The 16,101-nt window shown below is 42.5% G+C and carries 17 protein-coding genes; 5 read left to right on the top strand and 12 right to left on the bottom strand.

The genetic code is table 11. The annotated features are described in order from the left end of the window. Position 1: 1 nt before the first annotated feature. From AOC20_RS04295 to AOC20_RS04260, 8 genes are all read right to left on the bottom strand, one after another. Positions 2-2,383: a DUF3141 domain-containing protein gene (locus AOC20_RS04295; protein WP_215361802.1), complete on the bottom strand. Its 2,382-nt coding sequence runs from the start codon at positions 2,381-2,383 to the stop codon at positions 2-4. A 103-nt stretch (positions 2,384-2,486) separates the two neighbouring features. Further along, positions 2,487-3,041, bottom strand: a complete 555-nt coding sequence (locus tag AOC20_RS04290; RefSeq protein WP_215361799.1) for a GNAT family N-acetyltransferase — start codon at positions 3,039-3,041, stop codon at positions 2,487-2,489. Between the two features lie 4 nt (positions 3,042-3,045). Further along, a complete protein-coding gene (locus AOC20_RS04285; RefSeq protein ID WP_215361796.1) occupies positions 3,046-3,717 on the bottom strand; it encodes a 3-oxoacid CoA-transferase subunit B in 672 nt (223 codons plus the stop codon). An 11-nt stretch (positions 3,718-3,728) separates the two neighbouring features. Further along, on the bottom strand, positions 3,729-4,391 hold the full coding sequence (locus AOC20_RS04280; protein WP_215361793.1) for a CoA transferase subunit A: 663 nt from the start codon (positions 4,389-4,391) through the stop codon (positions 3,729-3,731). 6 nt (positions 4,392-4,397) lie between these two features. Then, positions 4,398-4,712: a hypothetical protein gene (locus tag AOC20_RS04275; RefSeq protein ID WP_215361791.1), complete on the bottom strand. Its 315-nt coding sequence runs from the start codon at positions 4,710-4,712 to the stop codon at positions 4,398-4,400. Positions 4,713-4,714: 2 nt separating this feature from the next. Continuing rightward, on the bottom strand, positions 4,715-5,473 hold the full coding sequence (fabI, locus tag AOC20_RS04270; RefSeq protein WP_215361789.1) for an enoyl-ACP reductase FabI: 759 nt from the start codon (positions 5,471-5,473) through the stop codon (positions 4,715-4,717). Positions 5,474-5,747: 274 nt separating this feature from the next. Next, positions 5,748-7,049 carry a lysophospholipid transporter LplT gene (lplT, locus tag AOC20_RS04265; protein WP_215361787.1) on the bottom strand — a complete coding sequence of 434 codons (1,302 nt, stop codon included), beginning with the start codon at positions 7,047-7,049 and terminating at the stop codon, positions 5,748-5,750. Further along, positions 7,046-8,287 carry a glycosyltransferase family 4 protein gene (locus tag AOC20_RS04260; RefSeq protein WP_215361785.1) on the bottom strand — a complete coding sequence of 414 codons (1,242 nt, stop codon included), beginning with the start codon at positions 8,285-8,287 and terminating at the stop codon, positions 7,046-7,048. The genes lplT and AOC20_RS04260 overlap by 4 nt, the downstream gene beginning before the upstream one ends. Positions 8,288-8,433: 146 nt before the next feature. Between AOC20_RS04260 and AOC20_RS04255 the strand changes: the two genes are divergently transcribed. Beyond that, complete coding sequence (locus tag AOC20_RS04255; protein WP_215361783.1) at positions 8,434-9,078, top strand: hypothetical protein; 645 nt, start codon at positions 8,434-8,436, stop codon at positions 9,076-9,078. Here the strand turns inward: AOC20_RS04255 and AOC20_RS04250 are convergent. Further along, complete coding sequence (locus tag AOC20_RS04250; RefSeq protein ID WP_251373157.1) at positions 9,064-10,746, bottom strand: aminotransferase class III-fold pyridoxal phosphate-dependent enzyme; 1,683 nt, start codon at positions 10,744-10,746, stop codon at positions 9,064-9,066. The genes AOC20_RS04255 and AOC20_RS04250 overlap by 15 nt on opposite strands. A gap of 60 nt (positions 10,747-10,806) precedes the next feature. Between AOC20_RS04250 and asd the strand changes: the two genes are divergently transcribed. Then, positions 10,807-11,691, top strand: a complete 885-nt coding sequence (gene asd, locus AOC20_RS04245; RefSeq protein ID WP_251373156.1) for an archaetidylserine decarboxylase — start codon at positions 10,807-10,809, stop codon at positions 11,689-11,691. Position 11,692: 1 nt separating this feature from the next. Here the strand turns inward: asd and AOC20_RS04240 are convergent, their stop codons facing one another. Then, positions 11,693-12,301, bottom strand: a complete 609-nt coding sequence (locus AOC20_RS04240; protein ID WP_215361779.1) for an SRPBCC family protein — start codon at positions 12,299-12,301, stop codon at positions 11,693-11,695. Further along, positions 12,298-12,540, bottom strand: coding sequence for a hypothetical protein (locus tag AOC20_RS04235; protein WP_215361777.1), 243 nt, complete (start codon positions 12,538-12,540; stop codon positions 12,298-12,300). Before AOC20_RS04235 ends, AOC20_RS04240 begins: the two co-directional genes overlap by 4 nt. Positions 12,541-12,838: 298 nt before the next feature. On the opposite strand from AOC20_RS04235, the gene AOC20_RS04230 reads away from it, so the two are divergent. The 3 genes from AOC20_RS04230 to AOC20_RS04220 all read left to right on the top strand — a co-directional run bounded on the left by AOC20_RS04230 (position 12,839) and on the right by AOC20_RS04220 (position 15,086). Next, positions 12,839-13,021 carry a hypothetical protein gene (locus AOC20_RS04230; RefSeq protein WP_215361775.1) on the top strand — a complete coding sequence of 61 codons (183 nt, stop codon included), beginning with the start codon at positions 12,839-12,841 and terminating at the stop codon, positions 13,019-13,021. A 401-nt stretch (positions 13,022-13,422) separates the two neighbouring features. Beyond that, a complete protein-coding gene (locus tag AOC20_RS04225; RefSeq protein WP_251373155.1) occupies positions 13,423-13,779 on the top strand; it encodes a helix-turn-helix domain-containing protein in 357 nt (118 codons plus the stop codon). Continuing rightward, positions 13,779-15,086, top strand: a complete 1,308-nt coding sequence (locus AOC20_RS04220; RefSeq protein ID WP_215361773.1) for a type II toxin-antitoxin system HipA family toxin — start codon at positions 13,779-13,781, stop codon at positions 15,084-15,086. Before AOC20_RS04225 ends, AOC20_RS04220 begins: the two co-directional genes overlap by 1 nt. A 29-nt stretch (positions 15,087-15,115) precedes the next feature. On the opposite strand, the gene AOC20_RS04215 is transcribed toward AOC20_RS04220, so the two are convergent. After that, complete coding sequence (locus tag AOC20_RS04215; RefSeq protein WP_215361771.1) at positions 15,116-15,883, bottom strand: metallophosphoesterase; 768 nt, start codon at positions 15,881-15,883, stop codon at positions 15,116-15,118. Positions 15,884-16,101: the final 218 nt, after the last annotated feature.

Below are 16,101 nucleotides of genomic sequence, written 5' to 3'. Positions count from 1 at the left end.
ATTATTCAGCCCTGGCATCTACTTGTACAAAGTCCGCTTCTTCATCATTTACAACGGTTGATTTAGTAGGCACAGTCTTATGGTGAAGCAACTCTTCAATTTGTCCGTACATCTTTAATGCAAATGGATGCATTGTGTCTCGTGGCCCAGCAATATCCATTACCAATTTCAGCGCCTTTTTTTGTGCAGTTTGTGTATTGAGCAAAACTGGGAGCGTATACATTGCTAACTTTGGCTCAAAATCTACGATCAGAGCTTGTTGGTGGACTATTTTGACAATACCTTCGTGATCCATATCAGGGAATAATTTAGAGTGGCCCAAAGCAATCAATTCGCGCTCTAAACGTGTTCTACGTACATATCCACGGGCATCATTCAATAGGTGCAATATACGAACCACCCCCTCGGCCAAGCCGCCTTTATCCACATTCTCCAATGCATGGTGCACTTCAGGCATCTGGCGGACATCCACAGAGGTGCGTTTTGGTATGCCGGTATCTTTAGGGCTAATAAAGGCCTTAATCATTGGCGAGGAATAAATAGAAAAGAAGCTTGTTTCTGTCATTGAGTCACGCATATTGCGATACAGATTTAATTGAGTTTCGATGAGTTCACTAGCCACCTTTTCAGCCATGATGAATGGATTATCTATACTTGCAGGCTTTCGCTCTCGAACAATGGACTCTGCCGCCTTATCAAGCATGGGCATGATTGGGTTCTTATCAGAGAAAATAACGCGTTGCGTTCTCAGGGGATGAGACTCGCGAATGAGCTCCGCAGTTTCTGGGGTGGCCATATTCTGAATTGCTGGGCGCACAAAACGATCGTATAGCTCAGTATTGATATTTGACATTTGAGCTACTTCAGTAAATAACTGCTCATCATCTCGGCCATCACCCAAAGCAAGGATATCCCCCATTCCGCGGGGCTCAAACCGAATATGCACTCGATCCTCTTCATCATCTAACTTCATCTCATAAAGTCCGGGTGATAAAGCTTCAATGGCACGAACAGTGTCGGTAATTGCTACGTGCTCTCGTCCGGCTATTTGACTAGAAACAAAAATGCCCAAGTGACCAATGGAGTCATGAAGCATATAGACGATTCTTTGACCACGCGCCTTAACTTCTTCAACACTTGCGTACAGATCAGGAATCCAATTGAGAGCCTGCTGTGGAGGCGTGATGTTATCGCCATGGGAAGCGAACACAATAATAGGTGATTTTATTGCCTTAAGATCTACGCGCTCCATACCTAGAACTGCATCGCCGGTTGCTAATTTATTCCCGATAAATAGATTATCTAAAATCCAACGCATTTCAGCTTCAGTCATAAAACAGTAGCCGCCCCACCATTTTTCAAAGTCCAGGAAGCGCTGAGCCTCTGAATCCACATTCGAATACAGCTTGTAATACTTACCAAAGAAACTGTTTGCAGGATTTAAAGATTCAAAATTGGCTACTAAATTAGCGCCATCAAATAAACCATTCCCAATATCAGCCAACATTAACGCAGACATTGCTCCGCCACGCATTCCTCCTGTATAGCGCATGGGATTATCACCAACCTTACCCGCCCAATAGGACATCGGTGAACCATTTAGAACAATTGGGCCCATCAACTCAGGAACGGCCGCTGCTATCAACATTGCCGCCCAACCGCCTTGACAGTTGCCAATCACAATAGGCTTAGGTGAATGCGGATGCTGCTCAATAATATGTTTTAAGAAGATAATTTCTGCATCACGGACATCTGCAATCGTTTGAGTTGGCTCAGGCATTGGTCTGAATGCAACGAAATAAACTTGATGGCCATCGGCAAAAGCCTCGCCTACTTGGCTATCTGGTTTAAATCCTCCGATACCTGCGCCATGACCTGCTCTAGGATCAATAATCATGACTGGTGCACGCTTCTCATCAATGACGACCCCTGCTGGAGGCGTTATTTTGAGTAATAAGTAATTTACCGGCGAACTTAATTCCTTGCCATCAATAATGACCTCATAAGCAAAATCCAAGACTGGCGGCATACCTGACTCTACGTGATCAAGGTATACATTCCCACGCTTGCGCAAAGTCTCAAAAACCAAAGCACTACGTTGTGTAGAGTCAGTTAAATACTCCTGCCACATCCCCCAAAGAGCGCGTGGCTCTGAAGTCATTAACGAATTTACCTTTTCTTTTGTCTCCTCAAGCAACTTTTCAATCTTTTTAGATTCTGAGAGGGCAACCTGTTGCAGTTTTTGACTATGAATTGATGTCAACTCTGAAATTTTGTGCAGCGATTGTTTTTGACCTTGACGTGATAATTCGGCGGCACGCATATTCTTTTGCAGAATATTTCTATAAGAATTGATGGGATTGTATTGGCTAAAATCAAACATAACTACCTCTCATTGACTCGAAAAATTCGAATTGAATTATTCACTTTAGATTTAAATAGTGTCAGATTCATGTAGCTTTTGTGACACTGTCTGTGGGTGCTGCTTAAATTGTTTGATTTATGGCGATGTACATCTTCATGTCATCTTCATCGGTATGTAATTCATAGCCTAGATGGCGCATTAATACCAACATATCGTGATTTTCTTTTAGAACGTATCCATAAATCTCTGATAAACCATTTAATCTCGCGCAATCTAAAATCCCCTGCATTAGGTGTGAGCCGATACCCTCATGGTGATAATCATCACTTACAGACAGAGAAAATTCTGCTCTAGTGCTATTTGTATCGCGCACATATCGTGAAATTCCAACCAAGCGCTCTTTTGGCCAGTCTGGATTTTTAATATAGGCCCCCAACGCGAAGTCATTTGGGGTACTTGCATGAATGATTTGGTCGAGCAATAGCTCGGGCAAGGTCGACATAGCATGTGCATATCTAAAAAATCGGCTTTGAGCAGATAAATGCTCAAATAGATCGAGAACTGCTTTGCGATCATGTGTGGAAATTGGCCTGATGTCGTACTCGCCACCATGAGCGAGCGCCCATTTTTTTATAAACCGTGAATTTAGAGCTTCGTTATTTGAGGTTAATTCCATTTATTTAGATCTCCGGAAAATTCATCTCATGGATATCATCGGAAGTAATTAATTGCGCCCCAGTTGCTGCAATGACATCATCTATCGTTACGCCCGGCGCCAACTCCTTAAGAATTAACCCGGCCGGTGTCGGCTCAATCACTGCCAATTCAGTCACAATTAAACTGACCGGACGAGTAGAGGTTAAGGGCAAACTGCATTTCTCAACAATTTTATGAACGCCTTTAGCTGTGTGCTGCATGGCGATAATCACTTTTTTTGCACCAGATACCAGATCCATTGCTCCGCCCATTCCAGGAGCCATCTTGCCTGGAATCATCCAATTGGCTAGGCGTCCTTGCGCGTCAACCTGCAATCCACCAAGCACCGTGATGTCTAGATGCCCTCCACGAATCAGCCCAAAAGAAAACACGGAGTCTATTCTGGCTGCTCCTGGTATTGCCATTACTGGCGTGCCGCCTGCATCGGTTAAGTCATCATCCTCCATGCCTTCTGGCGGCCTAGCACCAAGGCCAATGAGACCGTTTTCTGATTGCAAAAAGACAGTCATGTTTTTAGGAAGGTAGTTTGCAACTTGCGTTGGTAATCCAATGCCAAGATTGACAAGCATGCCCTCAGTAAATTCTTGCGCAACACGCCGTGCAATAACTTCATTCGGAGTAAGAGTACTTTTCATGAATAGGTCTCTTAGTGATGCCTATGTGGCATAGAAATGAGCTCAGTCACAATTGCCCCTGGAGTAATAACGTCATTAGGGGAAATCATTCCAACCGGAACAATCTCATTGGTTTCGCATATCACCACTTTTGCAGCCATTGCCATTACTGGATTGAAATTAGTTGCCGTTAGCTGATACGCCAGATTGCCAAGATAGTCTGCTTGATGAGCGTGTATAAGCGCAAAATCAGCAGCAATGGGAAGCTCTAAAAGCCAATTTTCGCCATTGATTTCAATGACTCGCTTACCCTCCTCAACCAAGGTTCCGATACCTGTTTGAACCAATACACCACCAAGACCATATCCTGCCGCTCGTATCCGCTCTGCCAAATTGCCTTGAGGCACAAGATCTACTGTGAGCTCTTTACTAAACATCTTGGCTTGGGTTTCTGGATTTAAGCCAATATGACTAGCGATCACATGCTTAACTTGCCCACTAGAGATGAGCTTTCCAATACCGTAGTTTGGCTTACCAGTATCGTTGGCGATGATAGTTAAATCGGAAGTGCCCGCTGCGACTAAGGCATCAATCATGCGATGTGGAGATCCTATTCCCATGAATCCGCCAATCATTAATGAGGCTCCATGAGGAATCATTTCAACGGCTGTTTCAACTGCGATTGCTTTTTTCATAGCAAATTAACACTCATTTTCATAATGACCTAAATTGAGCCTCTGAAAGATCTCCTCTTCCAAAGGGCTCTTACCATCTGGAACGCCATGCTCTTGTCTTAATCGGTGAATATGCCCTCTAAGCAAGATTAACCCCTTAAGAGTGGCTAATTTGTAAAAATGCTCATGATCATTTGGCAAATTATTTTCTAGAAGCCTTTCAACTACTGCTTCGTTTTTAATATCAATATTCAAAAAGAATGCAAGTCTCACTATCTCTACATTTAACTGATGAATATCATCATCAAGCCTGGCATCCTCTAGAGAAGTTTGGGGAAGCATGCTTATGCCACCGCATGGCAACCGCCATCTACGTAAATGGTTTGACCTGTCATACCGCTTGAACCGTCATCACATAAGAAGGCCGTTAAATTGGCAACCTCATCTGTAGTAACTAGGCGAGCTAATGGAGCCCTCTCAATTGCTCGCTTCATCAATGTGTCAAACTCCTCAATACCAGAAGCTGCGCGCGTCATGATCGGGCCAGGAGATACTGCATGAACGCGAATATTTTGTGGGCCCAATTCGAGCGCCATATATCTGACCAAGGATTCTAGAGCAGCCTTAACGGGGCCCATTAATCCATAATGCGGAACGGCCTCTTCAGCGCCAATGTAACTCATCGTCACCATACTGCCGCCATAGCTCATGTGCGGCACACAAAGATGGGCAATTACGGCAAATGAATGGCATGAGATTGCCATTGCCCTGGAGAATCCTGAACTTGAGCTATCAATTACTTTGCCATGCAAATCCTCTAATGGCGCCCATGCAATGGAATGCACAATAAAATCAAAATCTCCAAAACGCTCGGCAGCATCTCTAACAAATTCTTTTAGCTGCTCATGATCCTCAACATTGCAAGGTTGAACGGGAATATCTAGACTTAATAAACTGGGAGAAACTAGCTCGTAGGCTTTTTGGTTAAGGCAAGTTGCAACAACCAATGCCCCGTCCTCACGGAGCTTTTTAGCAACGGCATACGCAATACTCTTATCATTGGCTACGCCAAAAACAATCCCTTTTTTGCCTTTTAGCATCATTGCACCTAAAAAATTGCAGATACTTAATGTTCAATCTTAAATATGACAATTTAAAGGCTGAGGAAATTGATGCGGTATGTCAACTAAACGAATTTGAATTGATATATGTCAATCTTATGAACATTTCATGACAATTTATGTTTATAGATATCCATTTAGTTTTAGGATTAATGTCCCCATGGCAATATGGCCCTACCCCATACTGAATATGTTACGCAAAACCCGACATGCTAGTTAAAAGCAAGGTCTCTAAAAGTACGGGGGGCTTAGCTTTTTAGGAAATCGCATTTAGAGTGCTATTTTTTGACCCAAAATACTGATACGTGATCAACACCATAGCCAGAAAGACGGTACCGCCAAAACCAATAATGATGAGCGGTAGGCTGATGTTTATCCACAGGAGAATAGAGTAGATGAAGAGCATAAATAACACCGATAAATTCTCACTAAAACCTTGAACGGCGATAGATTGCCCGGTTGCCATTAGTGAATGCCCCCGATGTTGTAACAAGGCATTCATTGGAACTACAAAATAACCCGATAACCAGCCTAATAGCAATAATAAAAAATAGGCCGGCAAATCGTTCAAGGTTAATTGAATTGAATACAGGTGCAAAAGAACGATTGGCGGTAAGAGGTCATCGCTATACATTCCCATGATACAGACGACTAAGCCCATCAGTGCACCGTAGGGCAATACGTTAGCTGAATTCTGCAAAGAAACTTTGCATGCCGCATAAACAGCCCCTGCTGCAACTCCTATTGCAGAAACGGCTTGTAAAGCGGCGCTCTCAGAAAGATTCATATGTAAGGCATACTCCGCCCATTTCAACATCAGGAATTGAAGAGTTGCTCCAGCGCCCCAAAATAACGTGGTCACAGTTAAGGAAAGCTTACCTAGCCGATCTCGCCACAAGCTCACAAAACAGGTGGAAAAATCCCGCACCAAATTACCGCAATGTAGGTTCAACTTTTGATAGCTAAATCCCACCTTTAAAAGAGGTAAATTTAGTAAAGCAGCCGATGTATAAATGACTGAAATTAATAAGATAGCTATTGCTGCTGAGCTTGAAATATCATCTCTTATGAAGTCTAGATTAACCAGCTGAAAAAAATCATGCAGAAAATCACTAATTAGAAATCCTCCTAACAAGGTCCCAAAAATAATAGAACCAATAATGAGGCCTTCCATCCAACCATTTGCAGCCACCAACTTATCTGATGGCAATAACTCAGTCAAAATTCCATATTTTGCAGGTGCGTATAAGGCGGCACCTATACCAACGATGCCATACCCTAATAATGGATGCATCCCAAAAAGCATCAGGCCGCAACCGCTGGCTTTTAGCACATTAGAAATCAACATCACCTGACCTTTAGGTCTGGAGTCTGCAAAAGCACCTACAAATGGGGCAAAAAGAACATAAGGCAATACAAAAGAAATCTTGAGTAAGGGAGATACCCAATCCGGCTCTTGCATTGCAACTAAAAGAGCAATGGATACTATGAGTAATGCGTTATCTGCTAATGATGATAGAAATTGTGAGAAAGCTATCGTATAGAAAATACGATTCATTGCTTAATAAAGATTTCTCTTAAAACAGGCGACGAAGCTAGCTTATCTTTTGAATGGGAATTGATTATTAAATCGTGATAGTTATTTTCTAATTTTTTAGTAACTTGTTCCCATGAAATTTCTAAGGTTGTTTGCCTAGCCTGGACTCTCAAATTTTCCAAACTAACATCGTCTTTTATTAGCTCAAGGCCTGCTGCAACAAATGAGTTGACCTCATTTGGATTGGCTAAAAATCCATTGGCACGATGATCTATAAATTGCCGAGCTGCTGCGTAGTCATACGCTAAAACGGCTAAGCCACTAGCCATCGCTTCAATCGTTACATTACCAAATGTTTCACTCAGGCTAGAGAATAAAAAAATATCTCCGCTAGCATAGTGACTTGCAAGAGCCTCACCCCTCTTCACTCCAGTAAAGATGCTATAAGGGCAGCTTAACTTTAAGGCTCCTTTTTCAGGTCCATCGCCAACCCATACCATTTTCAAATTTGGATTCACTTGTAACATTGCTTTAAAGGCCTCTACAGTGACATTTAAATTTTTCTCTGAAGCAAGCCTACCGACACATAAGACCACATTTTCATGGTCTTTAACCCCCCAATGATTTCTCAATTCTTGACAACGCTTTGATGGATTAAATAATTCAGTATCCACTCCTCTAGCCAGTACTCTAAGCCTTTCAAAACCATTGCTAAGCAATTGATTTTTGAGCTCCTGAGTCGGCACCATTGTGAAGTTGCTATGGTTATGAAAATATCGAAGATACCTTTGAATCGGATTTTTTAGGAAGCTCATTCCATAGTGGGTTGAATAAGCATCGAAATTTGTTCGGAAATCTGAACAAATAGGAATGTTTAATTTTTTAGCCGCCTCCAGCGCTGACCATCCGAGAGGGCCTTCGGTAACAATATGGACAAGACTAGGTCTATCAGATGCCCATTGCTTTAACAGCATATTTTTTTGAGGGAGGCCCATCCTAAGCGAGCTATAACCCGGTATAGGCACTCCCAATGTCAGTATTTCTTTGAAAAGAGATTCATTCTTGGGTTTATCTTTTAATCCCTGACGAGGCCGGATGAGTGTGATGTCATGCCCCATCTCAGACAAACCCTTAATAAATCGAGCGATTGTGCTTGCCACCCCATTAACCTCTGGAGGATATGTTTCCGTAACAATAGCAACCTTAACTGAAGCATTCAGCATTGAATTGCTATTTTTTTCCATGGCATGTGAAGTCATTGCTGTCGAGTATTCTCGAAGAAAATAACAGTTTTATGACATTGTGAATTTATTTACATGTCTTAAATTTGTCACAAATAAATTGTAAATATGGGTGAGATTAATATTTTTGTAATAAAGTACTTCAATATTCAGAGGAACCAAAATTGATTCAATTTTTTGAAACCCTAAAAAAACAGCGCTGGGATGATCATCGCTATTATCACCATAGCCGCATCAATCAATCGCTACACCTTGTTAGCGCCCTGAGTTTCTTAACTGCCTACTTTTTATTGTTTACAGATCCTATTGCAGCTTCATTGCTTGCTTGGCTTGTTGCCATGACAACTCGTCAAAGCGGTCATTTCTTTTTTGAGCCAAAAGGTTATGACGAGGTTAATAAAGCCACCCATGAGTACAAAGAGAAAATTAAAGTAGGCTACAACCTCAATAGAAAAATTGTTCTTTTATCTATTTGGGCGGCAATCCCAGTACTGGTGTATTTCAATCCCGTATTCTTGCAAAAATTTGTTGCCTTAAATACTTTCACAAATACAGAGGGCTTTATTCGACAAACCGGCCTCCTATGGCTCTGGCTTGGCGTTGGTGGCGTGCTTTTTCGCACTTTCCATCTCTTTTTCATTCATGACGTTGAAGCTGCCTTGGCATGGATGACAAAAATTATCACTGACCCATTCCATGATGCAAAAATTTATGCGACTGCACCCCTGTATTTATTGCGCGGTCAACTCATCGACCCGATGAACCACCTTGAACTCAGCGAGGAAAACCTAGGCTCAATCAACTCCTAAAGCAGATGCATATCGGTTGTTTCTTCTTCCGAATAGCATCTCTTTGAAAATTTGACGTTTAATCGCTTTATTGCTTAGCCCGTTTCCATTCCACCACCAAGCATCCTGCTTCATAGACTGGGCTGCAGCAATAAAGCGCTCTAGGACGGCCAGCATGTCTGCATCACTATAGTTCAGACTGAAAATGAATCTTCCCGTTCCAATCCAGCTTAGTGCTAGGCCTTGTTCCTTCAAGTAGTACTGAAACATCCAGTTATAGCGGCTAGGCTCAGTGAAATAGATGGTCCAAATACTAGACATATTCGCGACCCTGACTGGCAAATTTAATGAAATTAATTTTTCATTAAAGAGATTAGCGCGACGATTCCAAACTTCATCTAAATCTTCATACATTTTTTTGATAGCTGAAGTTTCAAGCTGCTCTAAAAATACTTGCATCGCACCCATGACATAGGGGTGCGAGTTAAAAGTCCCCCTTGCAAAGCAGATGTCAGCTGGCTTTTCTTCCCTGAACCGCTTCATTAAATCACTACGTCCGCACACTACCCCAATCGGCAATCCACCGCCCAAGGTTTTACCGTAAGTCACCATGTCAGCCCGTACGCCAAAGTACTCTTGAGCGCCTCCCTGTGCCAAACGAAATCCGACGAATACCTCATCAAAAATGAGAACAATTCCATTATTTGTGCAAACCTCTCTTAATTCGTGGAGCCATTTGGTATAGGCGGCACGATCATAATGCGCAGTACGCGAGCTATCTAAGAGAGATGAGTCACCGGGCGCCCCCTTATTCGGATGCATAGCCTGCAATGGATTCACTAATACACAAGCAATATTTTTCCGGTTGCGAAGCACACGCAAGGTATCTTGATCCATCTCCTTGAGTGTGTAGGTTTCCCGGGGAGGAAGTGGATTACCTATGCCAGGCTGAACATCTTCCCACCAACCGTGATAGGCGCCATTAAACCGCACCACATGGCTACGCTTTGTATGGTAACGAGCCAAGCGCACCGCCTGCATTACGGCCTCTGTACCAGACATATGAAAGGATATTTCATCTAATCCCGAAATGGCCGTCAAACGTTTTACATTGTCAGCAACAATTGGGTTGTAAAACCCTAAGACAGGCCCCAGCTCAGAAACACGTTTGGCCCCATCTTCAATGGACTTTTTATAAAAGTCATATCCGAGAACATTGACGCCATATGACCCGGTTAAGTCATAAAAGACATTGCCGTCTAGATCAGTCAAGGTAACTCCAGATGACGACTGCATAAAGCTGCCAGATTTCAAATGCTCGCTAACAAAAGGGCTAAATTGAAAGGGCACTCGATACCTACCCGTGAATTGCAGATCTGATATGTTTTTAGCTGCCTGATTTGTCAAGGCAACCGATTTTGCAAAACGCTCTTGATAGATATGCGCTAAGCGCATAAAACCAGATTCTCTTAAGGAGGCGACATTGTCTGGCGCACCATCGACTTTAAAAAAGGCCTCTCGATTAAAGGAGTAAAAAGGGATTAAACGGGCTACCCTCTTTGCCATGCGAGAGTGTCCAGCCAGAGAGGGATGCTTGGCCTTAGATAGCTGTAATCTTGTATAGACCTTACGAGCAATCCACACTCCAATCCCTGCTCCGAATATACTTAGTGCGATCCAACTATTCATAAATACTCCAATTGATCTTTCTTGACACTTTTACTTCATTTGTTTGACAAAATTATGTCAATGAAAAAAACTATCCAAAGCATTCTGTCCCAGGAAGACCTCAATTTCCTTCTGACTAATCGCATCCCCCGCAATACGCTTACTCGCTTTATTGGCTGGTTTAGTCAAATTGAAAACCCTGTGATTGCCTATATCTCTATCCAGGTTTGGAAATTCTTTTCTGCACTTGATTTATCAGAAGCGAAGAGTCAGCACTTTAAAAGTATGCATGCCTGCTTTACGCGTGAACTGAAGCCCAATGCAAGACCAATTAATCAGAACTTTAATAGTCTAGTAAGTCCATGTGATGCTTTGATTGGAGCATTTGGAAAAGTGAGCAATGGTGAAATTTTTCAAGCCAAGGGCTTTCCTTACGACCTAGAAGACCTAATTCCCAACAAGAGCTTAGCCAAGAGTTATGAGGGATGTGAATATGTAACCTTACGACTTACTTCAAGCATGTACCACCGATTTCATGCTCCAACGGCAATGCGGATCAGAAAAATCACTTATATCTCTGGTGATACTTGGAATGTAAACCCGATTGCACTTAAGCGAGTTGAACGACTCTTTTGCAAGAATGAAAGAGCCGTAATTGAATGTGAAATAGACCACCCAGATAACAGCGCTGAAAATAAAACTCTGACTCTAGTGCCTGTAGCTGCCATTCTTGTTGCGAGCATACGAATGCACTGTATTAATCTCCTCTTTCATCTACAGTACAAAGGCCCCAATGAGATTGACTGCGATGTTGCTGTCACTCGCGGAGAGGAATTAGGCTGGTTTCAGCATGGCTCAACTATTATTGTTTTTGCTCCAAAAAATTATCGCCTGCTACCAAGCTTCAATTTGGGCGACCACATTCGTATGGGTGAAGCTTTATTTGAATATTCGCTAGAAAGATAGGCTATTTACAGGCCAAACTCAGAGTGTCGCGGCTGCGCTCCATTCCCTCAGCCATCATTTCAAAACCCTTCCGAATATTATTTCTCATGAAATATTCTATGACCCCATTTGGAATGACAGAATCTGGCTCCATGATGCTGGAATATCGCACCAGCACGCCCCTCTCATTGCTATGCAGTCTCCATGTACCAGAAAAGGCTTTGTTATCGCCTTTAATCTGTATGAAATTTAGACCCTGCTGAGGTAGCTCCGTAAACTCTAATTCATAACGCAGTTGAATCGGGAATAATAAAACCCGCTCCTCAATGAGCCTTTCAACAGTAACCTTATTACCATTTCTTCTGCGTATCTTAGATTCAACAATTCCCGGGGTCGTTTTTACGTCCTCATAATCTGTCAAAAAGGTATATGCCTCGCACTGGCTAACTGGCGCTAAGTAGCTTGCTTGTACCTTAAAAGCTGCTCCCGCTTTTTCTATAAATACCTGTAAATCATAAGGGGGTAGCTCTGTGACTGCAAAACAAGATTGAGCGCCTATTAGCAAACATAAAAGAAATGTTTTCTTCACAATAGAGCTAGCGAGCCAGGATAATGAATTGGCAATATTCAATATCCCCCCTCAATATTGAGATCTAGCAATACCAGTGACTCAGCATCGGCCAGTTCTGCGCACTCCACCCCATTCATCTGATCATCAAAAGAGAGTTGGGCAAAACGTTCGGCAGCTAAGAGATTATTCTGTTGATAATTATCTAAAGCCAATAATTGATTCCATGCTGCTTTTTGAAAATGCTCTGCAGCCATTCTTCTTAAATGAATAACCTTGTCATTGAGGTTTTGATCTTGCATTTTCTATCTCCTTCAATTTGCCATTGAACTTGACTGTGATGCTCTTCTTTTTATATGACAGCTATATGAATTTTTAAATGTCATTGTCATATTTGAGGTCTTGATATCAAGCCCAAATATTACAATTTCACCTCTTAAAATTTATTAAAAAAATATTTCAATCTGAGATAGAAATGTCACATTAATCAGCTCACACTGAAAGCCTACTTATGGGAGATGAAGAGCAATTCTGCTCCTTTCCGGTCTCCTCAGCTTGCTCTAACAGCCCATAAGTAACCATTCCTTAATTTTGGGGGCAATGATGACCACATTTACCACTGAAGACAGAGAAAAAGCGGCACAAGAACCAATCCCATTTTTTGGGTGGTGCTACTTAACTGATGCAGCGCATGTAGATAAAAGCAAAGCGGTGGCAGCGGCTACTAAAAAACCAGAGTTTCATTACAAGATTGATGAAGGTAGTGAAGACCTAGAAAATTAAGTCTTCACTTCATTTCGCTTATTACCCATCTGCGCAGCAAGCAAGCTCTATTGATCTTTTAGTGAAATAAGAGATTCATAGCTTCCACTGCATTAGCCACATGTCTGGAATCAAATATTATTTGAGTGGTAAGCGTACCGGTAAGCGGGAGTATTAAAGAAAAAGCCCCGGTTAGGGGGGGCTAAGTCACTGTTGCATATAGTAAAAAGCGGAAAAAATGCCAAAAGTGATGGCGGAGACGAGAGATGTCCCTTTAACGGAATTACAAGCCTACATTTTCTACTATAAACCATTAAATGACTTATAAATAAGTAATTAAATCACTTAAAGACTCATTTATGAGTCATATTTATTGACCTATGGCGTATAAACAGGTATATTAAAGCCTCATACTTAACAAAATGCATGAGGCAACTATGCGCGTAGATCAAGAACTGACCCTAGCATCAAAGCAACTTGGCCAATCCGCTGAAATAGCGCAATGCCTTGTTTCTTTGCGTCTTGCGCGTCGTGTTCGCCAAGGTGAAGCAGCAATCCGTGCCGGCCTATCTCGCGCCACTGCACAGCGCATTGAAAAGGGTGATCCTGGTGTAGCCGTTGGTGCGCTCCTGCGTTACTTAGATGCAATCGCTCCAGGCATGAACTTGTTGCAACTCTTAAGCGGAGATGATCCTGCGATCATTGCTTTAGAGCGTCGCTCACGTCCACAACGCGTGCGTGATTTAAGTGCAGCGGAAATGAAAGCGCTTGATTTCTGATGGCCAATACCACTAAGGATCTTTTTGTCTTTGCCAATCTTGATGGGCAATTTGTACCAGCAGGTCAACTGCAAGTAGATGAAGAAGGCTCAAGACTCATTACCTCATCATTTGCTTATGGCTTGCGTTACTTAGATAGGAGCAACGCACAAGAAGTGGATCCAGTCGCCCTTAGTCTTAGGAGTAAAAGTGAGATCAAAGGTAAACGCCTCATTCCACCTAACGGCTTAGAGGCTTTTGGTGGAATTCGGGATGCTGCTCCTGATTCTTGGGGAAGAAGAGTGATTGAAGCTAGGCTTAAGGTTCCAGCCAATAGCCTGCCAGAATCAACCTATCTACTCGAAGCAGGCAGTGATCGTGTTGGGGCTTTAGACATTCGGTCTTCTTTAGATCAAGAGGAGCGCCCTGCTCATGAAAGTATTCACAATCTGTCATACGTACTCGAGGGTGCACAGAAGATTGAGGCGGGCTTGCCGGTATCAGAAGCACTATCCAAAATTTTGATTGTGGGTAGCGGTCTTGGGGGCATGCGTCCTAAGGCAAGCGTGCGCGATGATGAAAACATTTTATGGATGGCTAAGTTCCCAGGTAATAAAGATGGCGCTTTAGATGTACCAAGCATTGAATACGCCACACTCAAACTTGCGCAGTTAGCCGGTCTTAATGTAGCGCAAACTCAATTAGAACAAGTTGGCAAGAAAAAAGTGTTGATGGTCAAACGCTTTGATCGCTCTTGGACTGCTTTTGCTCGGCCAATAGAAGTTCGTAATCATGTCGTTAGCGCCCTCACCTTAGTTGCCTGTCACGAATCAGAATCCAATACAAAAAGCTATATGGATATTGCGGATGCCATCCGCAGATATTGCGTAGTTCAAGTAGTCAAAGCTGATATTGAAGAACTATATGCACGCATGATCTTTAATATTTTTGTTAGTAACGATGATGATCATCTACGCAATCATGCATTCTTATGGAGCCACGCGCTTAAAGGCTGGAGCTTGAGTCCACTCTATGACGTGATGCCTCATGCAGTCATTGCAAGTGAGCGTTATCAACATCTAGGCGTTGGACCACAAGGTAAATTGGCCACACTAGATAATGCCTATGGTGCCAAAGAGCGCTTTGGCCTATCCGCACAGCAAGCATGCGACATTATCGATCGTGTATGGCGAGTAACTAGGCAATGGAAAACACACTTTGAAAGCCTTGGAATTGCTGCAGTTCAAATCGAAGAAATCTCTCTAGCCTTTAGACGTATCGATGATATTTGCAGCCCTGAATTAATCAAGACCCTAGCCAAAAACTAAGCTCTCATTATGAAGCGTATGGTGGGTAACTAGATTTCAATTATCAAAGATGGATTAAATGCTGGGTTCTCAGCATGGTTAGATCGCACATAACCGCGAGGATTACAAACCACCCTAGTGCCATTCATTTCATAATCACAGGAATCATGTGTATGCCCATGAATCCATAGAGACATCTTTCCAAAGAGATGGGCTAACTCGGATGAAAAACAGGCGGATAGTAGATCCGGTTTATATCGCTCTGCTACTGAGCTCATTGAGGGTAGATGATGAGTAACCACTACCGTCTTGCCTTTAAAGGGACTCTCTAACTCTTTTTGCAACCAAGCCAGTGACTTTTCATGCAATTGGATAGACTTTTTTGGGGAAAAATTTCTACCTCCGTCACGGATTCTTCTGAAGTCATTTAAGTAAAGCTCGCCATACGATAAGCATTTAGATTGAAGATCTTCGCCAAATAATAAAAAGTCCGTCCATAACGTAGCTCCCAAAAAGCGGACGGGAGTATTTAACTGCGAATCATGTAACTCAATCCCATAGTCATCAAGGAAATGAATGTCGTTTTCTGCGCATGTATTTTGGATGTCCTCAATGACATGAGAACGCTGAGAACCATAGAACTCATGGTTGCCAGCCACATAAATAATTTCTTGATCCGGAAAAGATTTCCTGGCCCAAGTTACACCTTCCGCGCGAAGGCCGATATCACCCGCCAGAACAATCACATCTGCCGTATTTGATGCAGGGGTAAAGTCAGCAAACTCTAGATGCAAATCACTCAGTACATGAAGTTTCATAAATTGGATAAGACACGATTTTGGCTTTTATATTGAAATCTAGTGTATTCAATTAATTAACCATGCTGCCAAGATGCAACAAGCGATTATTGGCTTAAATGGTATTGGCCACATATCTACAACCACATATTATTTGGGTGGTAAGCGTACTGGTAAGCGGGAGCAATAAAGAAAAAGCCCCGGTTAAGGGGCTAAGTCTATGTTGCATATAGTAAAAA

The sequence above is a fragment of the Polynucleobacter ibericus genome, assembly GCF_018687955.1.
Classification (GTDB): Bacteria; Pseudomonadota; Gammaproteobacteria; order Burkholderiales; family Burkholderiaceae; genus Polynucleobacter; species Polynucleobacter ibericus.
This window is presented reverse-complemented; position numbering and strand designations above follow the sequence as displayed.